This window comes from Halomonas sp. GXIMD04776, from assembly GCF_049808615.1.
In the GTDB taxonomy this organism is placed as follows: Bacteria; Pseudomonadota; Gammaproteobacteria; order Pseudomonadales; family Halomonadaceae; genus Modicisalibacter.
The window spans coordinates 73270-90726 of the sequence record NZ_JBNCAN010000015.1; the positions used below are offsets into that span (position 1 = coordinate 73270).

Genomic DNA, 17457 nt, shown 5'->3' on the forward strand with positions numbered 1-17457 from the left:
AACGATCAACGAGAGGCCATGGCATGAAGGATTCTGAGCACTGTGTCGATGAGCGCATCACCGCGGTCAGTGCGATTAATTCTTTGCACCGTCGTCGGCAGGTTTATCGCCACCGTCAGTACTTTTTGTCGTGCTCTCGCTCTCACCTTTAACGATATTGCCCGATGCCTTCGGTGCTGGAGGTGCCGCCGTATCAGCAGCCACCATCCCCGGCGAGGCTGCCGCGCCAGCCTTGTCGTCTAGGGTGGCCTCCAACGTGGCGACCTGTTTTTCGAGGGCTTCGACCCGGCTGCGGGTGCGCTGCAGTACATCCATGAGAATGTCGAAATCTTCCCGGGTCACCAGTTCCATGCGCTCAAAAGCACTGCGCATGGCCCCTTGCACGCTGCGCTGAATCTCTTCCGGGGCATGGGATGCATTCTGCAACCGCTCGCCCACTTGCTGTGCCAGCCGGCTAATCGGATCGTTGCCTGCCATATGACGCTCCTTTACTCGATGAACTGTGCCCACTCTTAGTCTCCAAGCATACGCAAGGATGCCCTGATACGCATGCGCCAGATTGGTGCAGCGTGTTGACGACACGATATCTTGCAGTGCACAAACCATCTTCCACTCTAGCGCCCGACTATTTCAATCCTTCCGGAAATGCGTTTTAGCGTTTGATCTGAAAGGAAAAGTCTAATGCCGGCATGCAGCACGCATTCTGTTATCCGAGACGCCATCAGGAGACACGAGAAATGAAACTCATCACCGCCATCATCAAGCCCTTCAAGCTCGATGATGTCCGCGAGGCCCTGGCCGACAACGGTGTACAAGGCATCACCGTCACCGAGGTCAAGGGCTTTGGCCGTCAGAAAGGGCACACCGAGCTCTATCGGGGGGCGGAGTATGTCATCGACTTTCTGCCCAAGGTAAAGATCGAGATTGCCGTGGACGACGACCGGGTCGAAGGCGTGCTCGACGCCATCGTGCAATCAGCCAATAGCGGGCGCATTGGTGACGGCAAGCTTTTCGTCACCCCCTTGGAGGATGTCATCCGCATTCGAACCGGTGAACGCGGGCCCGACGCAGTCTAGGAGACGACAACAATGCCAGAACTCAATTACGCGCTTGATACATTCTACTTTCTCATCTGCGGCGTGCTGGTCATGTGGATGGCCGCCGGCTTCGCGATGCTGGAAGCTGGCCTGGTGCGCTCGAAGAACACCGCGGAGATCCTGACCAAAAACATCGTGCTATTCGCCATCGCTTGCACAATGTATCTACTGATCGGCTACACCCTCATGTATGCCAGTAGTGCGGGGGGCTTCCTTCCCAGCCTGGGCTTTCTGATCGGCGAGGAAAATAGCGTCGATGCAGTGCTCGCCGGCGGCGACGATGCGCCCTACTACTCTGCCCGGGCGGATTTCTTTTTCCAGGTGGTCTTCGTTGCCACCGCCATGTCCATCGTTTCAGGCGCCGTGGCCGAACGCATGAAACTCTGGGCTTTTCTGGCCTTCGCGGTGGTCATGACCGCCTTGATCTATCCGGTATCCGGTTTCTGGACCTGGGGCGGTGGCTGGCTCTCGGAGCTCGGTTACTCGGATTATGCCGGGTCCGGCATCGTGCATCTGGCCGGCGCTTCCGCCGCGCTTGCCGGGGTGCTGGTACTGGGTCCACGCCGGGGTAAATACGGCAGGAATGGCGCCATCTACGCCATTCCTGGAGCCAACATGCCCTTGGCGACGCTGGGTACCTTCATCCTGTGGATGGGCTGGTTCGGTTTCAATGGCGGCTCGGAGCTCAAGGTGTCCGATATCGGCTCTGCCAATAACGTGGCCCAGGTGCTGCTCAACACCAACGCCGCGGCCGCCGGAGGGGTGATCGGCGCCTTGATCCTGGCCAAGCTATGGTTTCGCAAGGCGGACCTGACCATGATCCTGAATGGCGCTATCGGAGGGCTGGTCGCGATCACCGCGGATCCTCTCTCTCCCACCGGACTAGGCGCAACACTCATCGGGGCCATCGGCGGGGCCATCGTGCTGGTGGGCATCGTCACACTGGACAAACTCAGGATCGATGATCCAGTAGGCGCCATATCGGCTCACGGTATCGCCGGCATCTGGGGTGTGATGGTGGTGCCTTTCACTAACAGCGACGCGAGCTTCGGCCCCCAGTTGATCGGTACCGTCGCTATCTTCTCCTGGGTGTTCATTGCCAGCCTGATCGTGTGGTTGATCCTCAAGGCGATCATAGGCATCCGTGTCAGTGAAGAGGAAGAATATGAGGGGGTCGATCTGGTCGAGTGCGGACTAGAGGCCTATCCCGAGTTCATGGTCGGCGGCAATCGATGAGCCTCGACACACCGGTGAGCTGGCGTGCTCCTACTGGCCCTCTTCGGAGGGTCTTTTTTATTCATGGGGATGGCGGTGTATGCTTTATGTCCATCAATGCTGCAAACTCGACCCCCCGGTAGTCATCACGCACCCGGGCAGGCTGTTCAAAGGACGCGAGGAATACCCCCCATGAAACTGGTGACCGCTATCATCAAGCCCTTCAAACTCGACGACGTCCGCGAATCTCTTTCCGAGATCGGCGTGCAGGGTATCACTGTAACCGAGGTCAAGGGATTCGGCCGACAGAAAGGCCATACCGAGTTGTACCGCGGTGCGGAATATGTCGTCGACTTTCTACCCAAGGTCAAGCTGGAAGTCGCCGTGGACGATAACATGGCCGAACAGGTCATCGATGCGATCACTGAGGTGGCTAATACGGGCAAGATCGGCGATGGCAAGATCTTCGTCTCGGCGCTGGAGCAGGTCATCCGCATCCGCACCGGCGAAACCGGCAAAGATGCAGTCTGATACACCAAGCGCTCAGGTGGCTCTCTTTACTTCAGCAAGATCGGCGATGGCAAGATCTTCGTCTCGGCGCTGGAGCAGGTCATCCGCATCCGCACCGGCGAAACCGGCAAGGATGCAGTCTGATACACCAAGCGCTCAGGTGGCTCTCTTTACTTCAGCAAGATCGGCGATGGCAAGATCTTCGTCTCGGCGCTGGAGCAGGTCATCCGCATCCGCACCGGCGAAACCGGCAAGGATGCAGTGTAATGGCCTTTATGGCCGACAGCATTATTTCTCCACGAAAGCGCGCTCGATGACGTAGTCACCGGGCTCGCCCATACGGGGAGAAATCTTGAAGCCGAGGCTGTCGAGCAGCGCGCTGGTATCGACCAGCATCGCCGGGCTACCGCAGATCATCGCGCGATCCTGACGCGGATCGAGAGTGGGAACACCGACATCTTCGAACAATTTTCCGGTGCTGATATGGTCGGTCAGCCGCCCCATGGTATGGAACTCTTCCCGGGTCACGGTCGGGTAATAAATCAGCTTGTCGCGGATCTCATCACCCAGATACTCATGATCCGGCAGCGTCTTGCTGATGAAGTCCGCATAGGCCAGTTCATTGACATGGCGCACGCCGTGTACCAACACGATCTTCTCAAAACGCTCGTAGACCTCCGGATCCTGGATCAGGCTCATGAACGGCGCCAGACCGGTACCGGTGGACAGCAGGTAAAGATTGCGTCCGGGGAGTAGATCGTCAGTAACCAAGGTGCCCGTCGGCTTACGGCTGACCATGATCTGATCGCCGACCTTCAGGTGCTGCAGACGTGAGGTCAAGGGGCCATCCTGCACCTTGATGCTGAAGAATTCGAGATGATCCTCGTAGTTGGGGCTGGCAATCGAATAGGCACGCATCAGCGGCTTGCCCTGCACTTCCAAACCGATCATCACGAACTGACCATTCTTGAAGCGAAGACTGCGCTCTCGAGTGGTGCGAAAGGTAAATAACGAGTCATTCCAGTGATGAACGCTAAGCACATCCTCAAGTGCGAACTTGCTCATAATATCTCCAATGTATATAGCTTTAAATTATATAAAGCTCTTCAATACCATCTTTAAATTATATTCTGCAAACAAATATCTGTTAAATGGTTTATATGGATAACCCTTATCTATAATGCAGATATCAATGCGTATCCTGGATATCCGTCATGCGCTACAGCCTGCGCCAACTCGAGGTCTTCGTTGCCATCGCCCAACACGAGAGCGTCTCACGAGCCGCCCAATCATTGGCGCTCTCTCAATCCGCGGCCAGCACCGCCCTGGCGGAGTTCGAGCGCCAGTTCGACTGCCTGTTGCTCGACCGTATCGGCAAACGCCTGAAGCTCAACGCCCTGGGCTTTCAGGTGCTGCCCAAGGCCGTGGCGCTACTTGACCGCGCCGAGGAAATCGAAGAACTGCTGAGTGGGCAGCGCGGCGTGGGTTCGTTGGACATCGGCGCCACCCTGACCATCGGCAATTATCTGGCGACCCTGCTCATTAGTGACTTCATAAAACGCCATCCAGGCAGCAGGGTGCGTTTGCAGGTACGCAATACTGCGATGATTATCGAGCATATCGTTCAGCACGAGCTTGATCTGGGTCTAATCGAAGGCGATTGTCAGCATCAGGATGTCGTCATGCAGCCCTGGGTAGAAGACGCCTTGACTGTCTTCTGCGCCCCCTCTCACCCGCTGGCCAAGACCGGCGCGGTAAGCCTGGACAGGCTGCTGCGTGAAACCTGGATCATGCGCGAGCAGGGCTCGGGCACGCGCTTGACCCTGGAACAGGCGACACGCCATCGTCGCGGACGCTTCGATATCCTGCTGGAACTGGAACATACCGAGGGCATCAAACGCGCGGTGGAATCCGGCCTGGGCATCGGCTGTGTGTCCCGGCTGGCGCTCCGCGATGCCTTTCGCCGAGGCAGTCTGGTACCGGTGGCGACACCGGAACTCGATCTTCGCCGCCAGTTCACCTTCATCTGGCATCGTCATAAATACTTGACCACGGGCATCCGCGAATTTCTGCGCCTGTGTCAGCAGATGACCGAGGACATTCAGCGTATCGATGAGATCGAGTTGCCCCGGGTGCCCTGAATGGGACGGCCCGAGCAATTACCCGGGCAGCTTCGCTTATCGGGTTCGATATCAGGCCCGTTCGCTCTCCGGGTGAACAGCGGCCTCATGTGCTGCCGGGAGTGGCGTCAATAGTGTCTTACCATCTTGCCGCGTTACTAGCGTAAAGGCTCCTACAATTTGAGCGAGGCGCTGGGACTGCTCTTGCAGCTGTCCCGCGGCAGTCGTGGACTCCTCGACCATGGCGGCATTTTCCTGAGTCATGCGATCCAACTCGGCAACGGCTTCATTGACCTGACCGATGCCTTGGCTCTGCTCGTTGGTGGCGGCGCTGATCTCACCCAGCACGTCGGTGACTCGGGCCACGCTGGCCACGATCTCGTCCATGGTCGCCCCGGCATTGCGTACCAGTTCCGCACCGGCCCGGGTCTTGTTCGAGGAGTTATCGATCAACTCCTTGATCTGCTGCGCAGCATCGGCACTGCGCCCTGCCAGTTGACGCACCTCAGAGGCCACCACCGCAAAACCACGTCCCTGCTCGCCGGCCCGGGCCGCCTCTACCGAGGCGTTGAGCGCCAGCAGATTGGTCTGGAAGGCGATGCTGTCCATCACCGTCACGATCTCGGCGATCTGCTTCGAGGAGGCATCGATGTCGTCCATGGTCTGCACCACGTTGGCGACCACCTGGCCACCGCGAGTCGCGACTTCAGACGCGGATTCGGAGAGCTGATTGGCCTGGCGCGAGGACTGGGCGGTGTGCTCGACAGTGCTGGTCAACTGCTCCATGGACGCCGAGGTTTCCTGTATGTTCGAGGCCGCGGTCTCGGTACGGCTGGACAGATCCTGCCCACCCATGGCGATTTCCGAGGCGGCGACCCGCACCGACTCGCTGCTCTCACGCACGTCCAGCAATACGTCGTTGATCTTGTCGGCGAAGCGATTGAAAGCATCCGCAATCTTCGCTACCTCATCACGACCCGCAACCGGCAAGCGACGGGAAAGATCGCCATCGCCACTGGCAATATTCTCAAGCGCATCGCTAACATGCACCAACCCACCTAAGGTGCGCTTGAGCCACAGACCAAGCAGTACAGAAGCAGTGAGCGTGATCACCAGCAACGCAATCAATGACGACTGGATAATGGCGCCAAGCGCGGCAGTCGCCTCTTGTTCATCGAGTGCAACACCCAATTCCCACTCGCTACCTGGGATCGGGGCCATGGCAAGCCGTTTGATACGGTTATTAATAACGATCTCCTGCCAGCCGCCGCTCTCGCTCAAGGCGGCAGTGGCCGACGGCGTCAATTGGTCGTTAAGTGTATTCAAAGGCTTTAACGTGAGATCGGGGTTGGGGTGGGCAATCAAGGTTTTCCCACCTGTACTAAGAAAGGCAAAGCTCGAGGGTGTAGTCTGAATCGCTGCAACATCTGCAACCACAGTGTCGATGAAGACATCACCACCGACTACCCCAGCCAGCGTTCCGTTACGCTCAACAGGGGTTGCGAAGGTAACTACCATCTGTCCTGAATCCGCATCGACATAGGGCATTGTAACGACGGTCTTACCTTGTTCGACAGCATTTAGATACCAGTCGCGCTGGCTAGCATCATAATCTGCGGGTGGCTCCCAGCCATCGGATGAGATCATGCTACCGTCTGGCTTGCCCAAGAATGCTGCAATAAACCCGCCAGACTCGGCCAACTGAATCAATGCGCTCATGGGAGGCTGCTCGACAACTGGAGTGCGCGCCGCTTCGATCATGCTTGTGCGCGAAGAGATCCACTCCTTGATCGCTGAAGCATTGCCCTCTACCACAGAATTCAGATTTTTTACGATCGTCTTTTCGTAATGTGACTCGACGGTGAAATAGCCGACCGCTGTAACCAATAACATGGCTAGTGCGATGATAGCCACACAGGCAACTTGTATACGACGTTTCAAGGAAGACAACATAGAATAGGCCTCTGCTTATTGAATCGTTTATCGGATATGCATGTGCACCAATAGTCGATAAGACTGGTCTGGTATTCGATAGCTATCGGCTGTTGTTCCTATAATTTAATGTTTATCTAATATTATTAAAAAAAGACGTATGCCTATGCCTCCGTGAAACAAAAACGGCCCGAGCAATTACCCGGGCCGCTTCGCTTATCGGGTTCGATATCAGGCCCGTTCGCTCTCCTGATAGTCAGCCGTTTTCTTTGCTTTAGAAGGCAGTGCTAGCGGTGCCTTGCCATCATGTCGTGCGGCCAGAGTAAACGCCCCCACGATCTGGGCCAGGCGTTGGGACTGCTCCTGCAAATGACCGGCGGCAGTCGTGGATTCCTCGACCATGGCGGCGTTCTCCTGAGTCATGCGATCCAACTCGGCAACGGCTTCATTGACCTGACCGATGCCCTGGCTCTGCTCGTTGGTGGCGGCGCTGATCTCACCCAGCACGTCGGTGACTCGGGCCACGCTGGCCACGATCTCGTCCATGGTCGCCCCGGCATTGCGTACCAGTTCCGCACCGGCCCGGGTCTTGTTCGAGGAGTTATCGATCAACTCCTTGATCTGCTGCGCAGCATCGGCACTGCGCCCTGCCAGTTGACGCACCTCAGAGGCCACCACCGCAAAACCACGTCCCTGCTCGCCGGCCCGGGCCGCCTCTACCGAGGCGTTGAGCGCCAGCAGATTGGTCTGGAAGGCGATGCTGTCCATCACCGTGACGATCTCGGCGATCTGCTTCGAAGAGGCGTCAATGTCGTCCATGGTCTGCACCACGTTGGCGACCACTTGCCCGCCACGAGTCGCGACTTCAGACGCGGATTCGGAAAGCTGATTGGCCTGGCGCGAGGACTGGGCGGTGTGTTCGAAGGTACTGGTCAACTGCTCCATGGACGCCGAGGTTTCCTGTATGTTCGAGGCCGCGGTCTCGGTACGGCTGGACAAGTCCTCTCCGCCCATGGCGATTTCCGAGGCGGCGACCCGCACCGACTCGCTGCTCTCGCGCACGTCCAGCAATACGTCGTTGATCTTGTCAGCAAAGGCATTGAACTGGGTCGCCAGCTCCGCGGTTTCGTTGCGCCCTTTGACCGGCAGGCGCTGGGTCAGATCGCCGCCACCGGAGGCGATATCGCGCATGCGATCCGCCAGTCGGCGCAGCGTGCGCGCGATGCTGGAGCCGACGAACCAGATGGCGACCAATCCTACGACAGCGACCAGCAAGCCAACCAACAGCATGCCGATGATACTGTTGGTGCTTTGGCTACGCAGGTCGCCCTTGAACGCCTGCAGGTCGGCCATTACCACGGCATCAGGCAATTGCACCAATAAGGTCCAGTACACCCCGGAATTGGCGATCTCGAAGGGCAGATACAGCTCCACTTGCCCCGCTTCTGCATCCCAGTGTGTCATCGGCTGATTGTTTTTCAGTTCGGCCAGATGTTCGATCGTTTCCGCCTCGAACACGTCCGAGGCCAGGGTGCCCAGGCGTTTGTCATCCGGTGTGTACCCTACCAGACCGCCTCTCGGGGCGATCAATGCCATGCTGCCGGCACCATCATAAAGAGCTTCATTGGCTTTGATCAGGCTTTGCTGGATGAATCCTGTCCCAAGATCGGCACCGGCTACACCACGAAACTCACCCTCGACAATGACCGGTACATTGAATGAGGTGGCGGATTCAAACGCATCATCGTCGAATTCCAGGGGTACCGGATCAATGATACAGGGGCTCAGGGTTTGCTTGGGGCATTCGTAATACTCGTTTTCCCGTACGCCAAGCGCGATGATCTCGTCGCTGTTGATGTCATCGAGCATGTCGACTTCGATATTTCCTTCCTCGGTGCGATACCACCAGGGCGCGAAGCGTCCATTGGCAAAATAGCCATCCATTTCACGGCCGGTAAAGAACTGGTCGACATCAAAGGCATTGGGTTCCCAACCGATATACAATGCATCCAACTGCGGATGCTCGCGTAGTGTTTCGGCAATCAGATTCGATAGCTCATCACGGTTCATCCATAGCTGGGGCGTTCCATTTGGGCCTATTTCTCCCATCAATTCATTGGTTTTCGCCAGCATCGAGGCTACCGTCATGGGTATGTCCAAGCGGCGCTGGATCTGCCCGGCCTGGGCCTGCCCAAGCGCCGTCAAACGCTCGTCGATGGCCTCTTTTAGAAGCGTCTGAGTACGGGTTTCTACCGTGTCCTGTGTTTGCGATGCCGTGAAGATCGCATAAATCACTAGTGCCGCCACGACGAGCAGCAAACAGGCGCCAACCAGCGCCGCAATAAAGGTGCGAATGGATTTGAAATGCATAATCGATATTTCCCCGTTCTAGTTTTATCCACCGCATTGACATGTGATGACGTACACACGGTGTTTAGCGCCCTATCGCCCTCCAGAGTTAAAACTTTAGTCTTATCTGAAAATGCAAGGCGAATAAGCGGGGAAAAGTAAGCGCATTTCAATATGATTCAATCGACACTTATATGCCGAGAAAGATGGCCGCGCCCGATGAAGGCGCGGCCGGCAGGATCATTGTGCGTAGGGTTTGGCGAGCTTTTCGGTGATATCGTCGAGACTCGCCTTGGAATAGTCCTTATCGACTTCCTTCACCACCATGTCGCGGGTATTGGAATCCATCTTTTCGCGCAGATGCCCCAGAAACTGCGGCGCTGCAGCGATGACGAAGCTGTCCGCCTTGCCCTGAGAGCGAGCATTCTTCAAGTAATCCGCCACTTCCTTGGCGAAGAACATGGCGTGCTTTTCCGAGGTGGCGTCATCATCGCCGGTCTGGCGCTGTTGACCACCCGCGTTGGTGGCGGCGCCTTCCCCACCGGTACGCAGATCACCGGTATGCTCCCGGCTCTCAGGGTGCACCAGGTTGTCGATTTCACGGGTATTGCCCGCCGCATGGGCAAATACACGAGCGCGGGCCGCATCGGAAACCACGATATAGGTGGTCATGGCATCTCCTTTTCCATTGGGTCGTCATTACTGGCTCATAGTATCGAACACATTAAATATCTGGCGAACCGTTTCTTTTTCAAGCCCGTCAAGGGGTATTCGCTTCTCATCGCCTCTTCAGGATGGCTGATAGCCGCGCCAGACTCAAATACAGGCTGCGAAAAAGTGATGGATATTGCTGAGGACAATCAGTCGTTTCCTGCACCTTGGAAACTGGTAGTATCCCGTTTCTGATAAGGATGCCGACACAACCGAGTCATCATCGACCCTATCGACTATTCGGGAGTACTGCCGATGGGCACCCTCTTTTCGTTGCGTCACCCTTTGCCGCGACGCACCTTGATGTTTTGTCACGGCGTGGCTCAGCTGGGCTGGCTGCTGGGCGGGATCGCCTGGCTGCTCCGCCGTAGCCCCTGGATGACCTCTTTGAGCTGGTTGGATGCCTGGCCGACATTGGCATTCGGCGCCGGCGTGGTGTTGCTGGCCATGGTCGGAACTCGCCTGGTCGGCGAGCTTTTGATGCTGCCTCATCATGTGAGACATCAGCTTCAAGGGCTTTTGCCCGGCTCGGTCGTCACTCGCTCCTTCGAGCGACGTCCGGGCATGCACGATCCAGCCGACGCCTGGGTCAACGAAGTCAAGCCGATACCGGAAGATGAAGGCGTGGTTGGCGATGCCCGAGTGTTGGAGCCACGCCGCAAGTTGACGCCACGAGACAGGGAGACAGCTCGAGACACGCATCGCCAGGGAACGAGCCTTTAGCCTTTAATGGCCGAGGATCTGACTGAGGAACGTTTTAGTACGCTCCGAGCGAGGATTATTGAAGAACTCCTGAGGGGCGTTCTCTTCAATGATCTGCCCTTGATCCATGAAGATCACGCGATCAGCCACGGTCTTGGCGAAGCCCATCTCATGGGTCACGCAAAGCATGGTCATGCCTTCACGGGCCAGTTCGATCATGACGTCGAGCACCTCCTTGATCATCTCCGGGTCGAGTGCCGAAGTCGGCTCATCGAAGAGCATCACTTCCGGATGCATGCATAGCGAGCGAGCGATCGCCACTCGCTGCTGCTGTCCGCCGGAAAGCTGCCCGGGGTACTTCTTGGCCTGTTCGGCGATCTGCACCCGCTCCAGATATTCCATGGCCCTTGCTTCGGCCTCACGGCGCGGCTTTTTCTGTACCCAGGTCTGGGACAAACAGCAATTCTCCAGCACCGTCAGATGCGGGAATAGATTGAAATGCTGAAAGACCATGCCTACCCGGCGACGAATCTGCTCGATGCGTTTGATATCCTGAGTCATGGTGATGCCGTCAACGACGATCTCGCCTTCCTGATGCGCTTCGAGGTGATTGATGCAACGTATCAGGGTGGATTTGCCCGAGCCGGAGGGGCCACAGATGACGATGCGTTCGCCCCGTGCCACTGTCAGGTCAATGTCTCGCAGCACATGAAAGTCGCCGAACCACTTGTTGAGCCGGCGCATCTCGATCATCGGTGCCTTATTGTCTTTCGCCATGGCGTCGTTCATTGGCGCAGCGCCCTCTTTGTTATCGAATTCAGAACCCGGTCTCAGTTGCGATGCCCGGTATCCAGGCGTCTTTCCACGTACTGGCTGTAGCGCGACATGCTGAAACAGAAGACCCAATACACCAGCGCCGCAAAGACATATCCCTCGATGGCGAAACCCAGCCAATCCGGATCCGTCAGTCCCGCCTGAATGATCGACAATAGATCCAGCAGGCCGATGACCAACACCAGCGAGGTATCCTTGAATAGGGCAATGAAGGTATTGACGATCCCCGGAATCACCGTCTTGAGCGCCTGAGGCAATACGATCAACCCCATACGCTGCCAATAGCTCAGGCCCAGGGCCTTGCCGGCCTCCTCCTGCCCAGAAGGGATCGCCTGCAGCCCGCCACGAACCACCTCCGCCATATAGGCACTCCAGAACAGCATGATGCCCACCAGGGCACGCAGCAGCTTGTCGAAATCGACCTCGGAAGGCACGAACAGCGGCAGCATCACCGAGGCCATGAACAATACCGTGATCAACGGCACACCGCGCCAGAACTCGATGAATACCACACTGACGCCACGCACCAATGGCATCGTCGAACGGCGTCCCAGGGCCAGCAACACGCCGATGGGCAACGAGCCGACGATACCCACCACGGCGATAGTCAGTGTCAGCATCAAACCGCCCCAGTCGCGGGTAGACACTGGCATCAGGCCGAAGTGACCGCCCGACAACAATACATAAGCAATGATCGGAAAGCCGAACAGGGCGAAGAGGCACACCCAGCGTTTGATCGGCAGGCGGGGTATCGCCAACCAGGCGATCAGCGCCGCCAGCAGGGCGAACACCAGGTCCACCCGCCAACGCGCTGCTTGCGGGTAAAAGCCATAGACAATGGTTTCCAGGCGAGCCGATATGAACACCCAGCAGGCGCCTTCACTGCTACAAGCCTCCCGGGAGTCCCCGACCCAGTCGGCATTGATCAACGCCCATTGGATCAAAGGCCACAGCAGATATCCCAGCATAACGATGATCGCCACCGAAACCAGGCTGTTGAGCGGGCCGGAAAACAGATTGGCACGCAGCCAGCCCACGATGCCCTGTTCCAGACGCGGTGGCTGTCGTGCAGGGATCGGAGGCATATGCGAACTCATAATCAGCGCTCCTTGAGCAGCGTGCGTGCGTTATACAGATTCATGAAGAACGACACGATCAGGCTGATGGTCAGGTAGACCGCCATGGTCATGGCGATGATCTCGATGGCTTGGCCGGTCTGATTGAGCGCCGTGCCGGAGAATACCGCGACCAGATCGGGATAACCGATGGCGGTGGCCAACGAGGAGTTCTTGATCAAATTGAGATATTGGCTGGTCAATTGCGGAATGATGACGCGCATGGCCTGGGGAATGACCACCTTGCGCAGCGTGATTCCCCCCGGCAGACTCAAGGCTCGTGCCGCCTCGACCTGCCCCTGGGGTACGGACTGAATGCCCGAGCGCACGATCTCCGCGATGAATGCCGCGGTATAGATCGACAGCGCCAGCCACAAGGCCATGAGTTCCGGCAGGATATTGACGCCGCCCCGAAAGTTGAAGCCGGTGAGTTCTGGGAGCGACCAGGTCAGCGGTGAACCGGCCGCCCAATACGTTGCCAGTGGCAAGCCCAGAATCAACGCCGCACTGAGCCAGCCGCTAGGCAGCGTCTTGCCGCTTCGGGCTTGGCGACGTCGGGCGTAGCGCACCAAGAGCCAAGCCAACACGATGCCCACTACCAGCGCCAGAGGGACGGTGGCAAAGCCTGGCTGGGGCTCCGGTGCCGGGATTATCATTCCCCGCACATTGAGAAAGAACGTTTCGAGCAGAGACATGCTTTGACGCGGCGATGGCAGGCTGCGCAGCACCGCGAAATACCAGAACAGAATCTGCAGGAGCAGCGGGATATTGCGAAATATCTCAACATAGGCCGCCGCCAGCTTGGCCAGCAACCAGTTGGGCGACAGCCGCGCGATCCCCACCGTAAAGCCGATAATGGTTGCCGCAACGATTCCGAGTGCAGAGACCAGCAGGGTATTGAGCAGCCCGACCAGGAAGGTACGCGCGTAGCTGCTATCGCCGGTATACTCGATCAATGTCTGCGGGATTGAAAATCCCGCCCGGTTGTTCAGAAAGCCGAAACCGGTGCTGATGCCTCGCGCTTCGAGGTTGGACAGAGTGTTCTGCACAAGTACGGCAATCAACGCGGCCAGCGCCAGCAGCAGCACGGCTTGCACCAGCAGCGCACGAAACGCCGGATCGCGCCACAGCGGTCCGCGCTCGCGTCGTCGAGAAGAGGAACGCGCCATCGAGTGTCTCGCTTGAGCCTAGGGATTACCCGTCCTGCGCCGATCGGCACAAGACGGGCATGGGTTCAATTCAGTGGCTCAGCGCACGGGCGGCGCGTACTGAATCCCACCTTCGGTCCACAAGGCGTTCAGGCCGCGCTCGATCTTGAGCCGGGAGTCCTCGCCCACGGTGCGCGCGAACACCTCGCCGTAGTTGCCCACATGTTTGATGATGTTGTAGGCCCAGTCATTGGAAAGGCCAAGCTGTTCACCGTATTTGCCTTCCACTCCGAGCAGGCGCGCTACCCCGGGGTTGGGCGGATTGCTCTTCATGTCGTCAACGTTATCCTGAGTGATCCCCATCTCTTCGGCGTTGAGCATGGCAAACAGTGACCACTTGACGATGTCGAACCATTTGTCATCGCCTTGACGCACCACCGGACCTAGCGGCTCCTTGGAGATCAGGGTCGGTAATACCTTGACGCTATCAGGCTCGGGCAATTGCAGGCGTAGTGCGCTTAGCTGCGAGGTGTCGGAGGTGAGCACGTCGCAGCGACCGCTAGCGAAGCCTTGTACCGTCTGGTCAGGCGTATCGAAGGTGACGGTATCGATATTGATATCCCGGGACGGGAAGTAATCAGCGAGATTGAGTTCGTGAGTGGTGCCGGACTGGATGCAGATGGAGGCGCCGTCGAGCTGTTCGAGGCTGTCGACACCAAGGTCCTTGGCAATCATGAAGCCTTGGCCGTCATAAAATGTCGTCGCGGTGAAGTTGAGCCCCAAGGAGTTGTCCCGGGTGGCGGTCCAGGTGGTATTGCGCGAGAGCACATCGATCTCGCCGGATTGCAGGGCGGTGAAACGCTCCTTGGCAGTCAGCGGCGTGAATTCCACCTTTTCCGGGTCGCCAAGAACCGCCGAGGCTATGCCACGACACACCTCGACGTCCAATCCCTGCCACTCGCCCTTTGAGTCCGGGGCTGAGAAACCGGTCAAACCCACGTTGACACCGCAATTGAGACTGCCGCGATTCTTGACGTCGCCGAGGATATCCGCCTGGGCGGTGGTGGTAGCACTTGCGAGTAGTACCGCTGCCGACATGAGGAATAGACGCTTGTTTTTGTTCATCTATGAAGCTCCTAGCGTATGGGATTGTTATGAGTTTGTATCCACTGACAAGACCTTAGCAAAGAGATGACGGGTAGCGACATGCTCCTTAGGGTTAATAGCCCAGACAAGACCGACGCTTTATCAACGTAATTAGAAAACCATCAATCTTTCAAAAGACGATGCATGAACGGCGGCAGGCTCAGCGCGCCGCGATGGATGCCGGCACTGTAGTAATCGAGGGCGAAATCGGCGCCACCGGTGGCGTCTTCACGGAAGGCATTCACGTCGACTCCCTTGCCGGCCAGGGTGGCGCTCCACCAGCCCGAGGGATAGACCGGCTGCGGAAACGGCAGCGTGGCGACGCTGGTAAAACCGGCTTTCTTCATATCTTCGCGCAGTTCACGGATGATGCTGCCGCTGTGATAGAGCGGCGACTCGCTCTGCTGCACCATCACTCCGCCTTCGCGGAGCAGACGGTGGCATTTGGCCAGAAAATCGACCTTGAACAGCCCTTCGGCGGGGCCGACCGGATCGGTGGAGTCGATGATGATCACATCGACGCTACCCTCTGAGGCCGCATCCACCCACTTGACACCGTCTTCAAACAGCAGCTCGGCGCGCGGATCGCCATTGGAGGCGGTCAATGCGGGAAAGAAACGCTCGGATGCCTTGGTGACCTCTTCATCGATGTCGATCTGGGTGACCTTCTCCACTCCGGAATGCTTCAACACCTCGCGCAGGGTGCCGCAATCACCGCCGCCGATGATCACCACCCGCTTCGGGTCGGCGTGAGTAAACAGCGCCGGATGCGCCATCATCTCGTGATAGAGAAAGTTGTCGCGATCGGTGAGCATCACGCAGCCATCGAGCAGCATCAAATTGCCGAAGGTTTCGGTGGCATAGACCTCGAGGTGCTGATAGGCGCTCTGCACATCGTGCAATTTCTCGGTGACCTTGAGCGAGAAGGCGCTGCCTTCGCTTGAAAATATTTCCGTGAACCAGCTGTCGTCGAGTCGTTCGCTCATAGGATGTCCTTGCGGTAGTTCTTTAAAAATAGCTCTTTAAAGATAGCGCTTTAGAAATAGTTCTTTGAAGGGAGACGGTCGTTCAGAAAATGGCGAAGGGCCGCGAGCAGCAGCACTGCCAGCGCCGCGCCCAGCGCATTGGCCAGCATGTCCTGGGGATCGCCCCCGTACCGTCCCGGGACGATGATCTGAGCATATTCGATGATCACGCCATAACCAGACACCACCAGCCAGGCGAGCCACGACCGCAGCCCGGCAAGCCCGGTCAAGAGGCCGAGCACCCCATAGCCGAGGAAGTGGTTGAGCTTGTCCCAGGGCAGGTTTTTGGGCATCTCGTCGCCGGGAGCGAGACTACCCAACGCGATGGCCAAGGCGGCGGCCAGGGCCAGCGATGTCCAGAGCCATCGCTTTTCGAGCCAATACCGGATCATCATGTCAACGCTGATGGTATGCCGGACTCAATTCATGTAGCGCGCCCATGAAGGCGGTGACATGGTCCGGATCGGTGAACTGACTGATGCCGTGACCAAGATTGAAGATGTGCCCCGGGCCGGCACCATAACTGGCCAGAACACGCGCCACTTCGGCCTTGATCGCCGCTGGATTGGCGAACAGCACGCTGGGATCGAGATTGCCCTGCAGCGCCACCCGGTCGCCCACCCGGGACCGGGCATCGTCAAGCTCCGTGGACCAGTCGAGGCCGATCGCATCGCTGCCCGCCTCGACGATGTGCTCGAGCCACTGTCCGCCGTTCTTGGTAAACAGGATCACCGGCACCCGACGGCCTTCCTGCTCGCGAATCAGGCCCTCGACGATCTGCTTCATATAGCGCAGGGAGAACTGCAGGTAGGCCGGTGTCGACAGCGCCCCGCCCCAGGTATCGAAGATCTGCACCACCTGGGCACCGGCGCGAATCTGGGCGTTGAGATAGTCGGTGACCGCTCGGGCCAGCAGATCCAGCAGCTTGTGCATGGTGTCCGGGTCGTCGTAGAGCATCGTCTTGACGTAGCGGAAGTCCTTGCTCGAGGCGCCTTCGACCATGTAGGTCGCCAGGGTCCAGGGGCTGCCTGAAAAGCCAATCAACGGCACCCGGCCGTTGAGCTCGCGGCGGATCGTGCTGACCGCGTTCATGACATAATCCAGATCACGCTCCGCATCCGGCAGATCAAGAGCGTCGACTGCCGCAGCGCTGCGCACCGGCTTGCGAAACTTGGGGCCTTCGCCGGTCTCGAAATAAAGCCCCAACCCCATGGCATCCGGAATGGTCAGGATGTCCGAGAACAGGATGGCGGCATCCAGCGGATAGCGTTCCAGCGGCTGCAAGGTGACCTCACAGGCCCGGGCGGTGTCTCGGCACAGATCCATGAAGCTACCGGCGTCGCCACGCACCCGGCGATACTCGGGCAGATAGCGCCCTGCCTGGCGCATCATCCACACGGGGGTGCGATCCACCGGCTGGCGGGCCAGGGCGCGAAGAAAACGGTCGTTCTTGAGTTCCATCGGAGTCTCGTCAGATCGCGAATTTGCCGCCATTGTAACGGATGGCGGCCCTCGGCTGTTATAATACGACTCTTTTCTCTGCGACCGCGCTC

Annotated in this window: 17 protein-coding genes and 1 pseudogene; 6 read left to right on the forward strand and 12 right to left on the reverse strand. The window is 58.1% G+C overall.

Annotation, left to right across the window (positions count from 1 at the left end; all coding sequences use genetic code 11):
- Positions 1-75 precede the first annotated feature (75 nt).
- Positions 76-477 (reverse strand): accessory factor UbiK family protein, encoded by a 402-nt coding sequence (locus ACPF7Z_RS11660; protein ID WP_425193416.1) that lies wholly within the window; start codon positions 475-477, stop codon positions 76-78.
- A 260-nt stretch (positions 478-737) separates the two neighbouring features.
- Between ACPF7Z_RS11660 and ACPF7Z_RS11665 the strand changes: the two genes are divergently transcribed.
- The 4 genes and pseudogenes from ACPF7Z_RS11665 to ACPF7Z_RS11680 all read left to right on the forward strand — a co-directional run.
- Positions 738-1076 (forward strand): P-II family nitrogen regulator, encoded by a 339-nt coding sequence (locus ACPF7Z_RS11665; RefSeq protein WP_425193417.1) that lies wholly within the window; start codon positions 738-740, stop codon positions 1074-1076.
- A gap of 12 nt (positions 1077-1088) precedes the next feature.
- On the forward strand, positions 1089-2333 hold the full coding sequence (locus ACPF7Z_RS11670; RefSeq protein WP_425193418.1) for an ammonium transporter: 1245 nt from the start codon (positions 1089-1091) through the stop codon (positions 2331-2333).
- 171 nt (positions 2334-2504) lie between these two features.
- On the forward strand, positions 2505-2843 hold the full coding sequence (glnK, locus tag ACPF7Z_RS11675; protein ID WP_425193419.1) for a P-II family nitrogen regulator: 339 nt from the start codon (positions 2505-2507) through the stop codon (positions 2841-2843).
- Positions 2844-3002: 159 nt separating this feature from the next.
- Positions 3003-3089 (forward strand): annotated as a pseudogene (locus tag ACPF7Z_RS11680) (P-II family nitrogen regulator); the annotation flags it as partial.
- Positions 3090-3110: 21 nt separating this feature from the next.
- On the opposite strand, the gene ACPF7Z_RS11685 reads toward ACPF7Z_RS11680, so the two are convergent.
- Positions 3111-3887: a ferredoxin--NADP reductase gene (locus ACPF7Z_RS11685; RefSeq protein WP_425193420.1), complete on the reverse strand. Its 777-nt coding sequence runs from the start codon at positions 3885-3887 to the stop codon at positions 3111-3113.
- Between the two features lie 149 nt (positions 3888-4036).
- Here ACPF7Z_RS11685 and ACPF7Z_RS11690 point away from each other — a divergent pair, with 149 nt between their 5' ends.
- On the forward strand, positions 4037-4963 hold the full coding sequence (locus tag ACPF7Z_RS11690; RefSeq protein WP_425193421.1) for a LysR family transcriptional regulator: 927 nt from the start codon (positions 4037-4039) through the stop codon (positions 4961-4963).
- A 51-nt stretch (positions 4964-5014) separates the two neighbouring features.
- Here the strand turns inward: ACPF7Z_RS11690 and ACPF7Z_RS11695 are convergent, their stop codons facing one another.
- The 3 genes from ACPF7Z_RS11695 to ACPF7Z_RS11705 all read right to left on the reverse strand — a co-directional run bounded on the left by ACPF7Z_RS11695 (position 5015) and on the right by ACPF7Z_RS11705 (position 9895).
- Positions 5015-6661, reverse strand: coding sequence for a methyl-accepting chemotaxis protein (locus tag ACPF7Z_RS11695; RefSeq protein ID WP_425193422.1), 1647 nt, complete (start codon positions 6659-6661; stop codon positions 5015-5017).
- Positions 6662-7105: 444 nt separating this feature from the next.
- Positions 7106-9244 (reverse strand): methyl-accepting chemotaxis protein, encoded by a 2139-nt coding sequence (locus tag ACPF7Z_RS11700; protein ID WP_425193423.1) that lies wholly within the window; start codon positions 9242-9244, stop codon positions 7106-7108.
- Positions 9245-9463: 219 nt separating this feature from the next.
- A complete protein-coding gene (locus tag ACPF7Z_RS11705; protein ID WP_425193424.1) occupies positions 9464-9895 on the reverse strand; it encodes a host attachment protein in 432 nt (143 codons plus the stop codon).
- Positions 9896-10189: 294 nt separating this feature from the next.
- Between ACPF7Z_RS11705 and ACPF7Z_RS11710 the strand changes: the two genes are divergently transcribed.
- Positions 10190-10657 carry a hypothetical protein gene (locus ACPF7Z_RS11710; protein WP_425193425.1) on the forward strand — a complete coding sequence of 156 codons (468 nt, stop codon included), beginning with the start codon at positions 10190-10192 and terminating at the stop codon, positions 10655-10657.
- Between the two features lie 3 nt (positions 10658-10660).
- Here ACPF7Z_RS11710 and ACPF7Z_RS11715 read toward each other — a convergent pair whose 3' ends face one another.
- The 7 genes from ACPF7Z_RS11715 to hemE form a co-directional block, all read right to left on the reverse strand.
- Positions 10661-11389, reverse strand: coding sequence for an amino acid ABC transporter ATP-binding protein (locus ACPF7Z_RS11715; RefSeq protein ID WP_425193448.1), 729 nt, complete (start codon positions 11387-11389; stop codon positions 10661-10663).
- Between the two features lie 77 nt (positions 11390-11466).
- Positions 11467-12567, reverse strand: a complete 1101-nt coding sequence (locus ACPF7Z_RS11720; RefSeq protein ID WP_425193426.1) for an amino acid ABC transporter permease — start codon at positions 12565-12567, stop codon at positions 11467-11469.
- 2 nt (positions 12568-12569) lie between these two features.
- The gene (locus ACPF7Z_RS11725; protein ID WP_425193427.1) at positions 12570-13754 is read right to left on the reverse strand and encodes an amino acid ABC transporter permease; all 1185 of its coding nucleotides are present in this window, start codon (positions 13752-13754) and stop codon (positions 12570-12572) included.
- A 78-nt stretch (positions 13755-13832) separates the two neighbouring features.
- Complete coding sequence (locus ACPF7Z_RS11730; protein WP_425193428.1) at positions 13833-14858, reverse strand: amino acid ABC transporter substrate-binding protein; 1026 nt, start codon at positions 14856-14858, stop codon at positions 13833-13835.
- A 143-nt stretch (positions 14859-15001) separates the two neighbouring features.
- Positions 15002-15865 carry a polyamine aminopropyltransferase gene (gene speE / locus ACPF7Z_RS11735; protein ID WP_425193429.1) on the reverse strand — a complete coding sequence of 288 codons (864 nt, stop codon included), beginning with the start codon at positions 15863-15865 and terminating at the stop codon, positions 15002-15004.
- 50 nt (positions 15866-15915) lie between these two features.
- The gene (locus ACPF7Z_RS11740) at positions 15916-16299 is read right to left on the reverse strand and encodes a VanZ family protein (RefSeq protein ID WP_425193430.1); all 384 of its coding nucleotides are present in this window, start codon (positions 16297-16299) and stop codon (positions 15916-15918) included.
- Position 16300: 1 nt separating this feature from the next.
- A complete protein-coding gene (gene hemE, locus ACPF7Z_RS11745; RefSeq protein ID WP_425193431.1) occupies positions 16301-17365 on the reverse strand; it encodes a uroporphyrinogen decarboxylase in 1065 nt (354 codons plus the stop codon).
- Between the last annotated feature and the right edge of the window lie 92 nt (positions 17366-17457).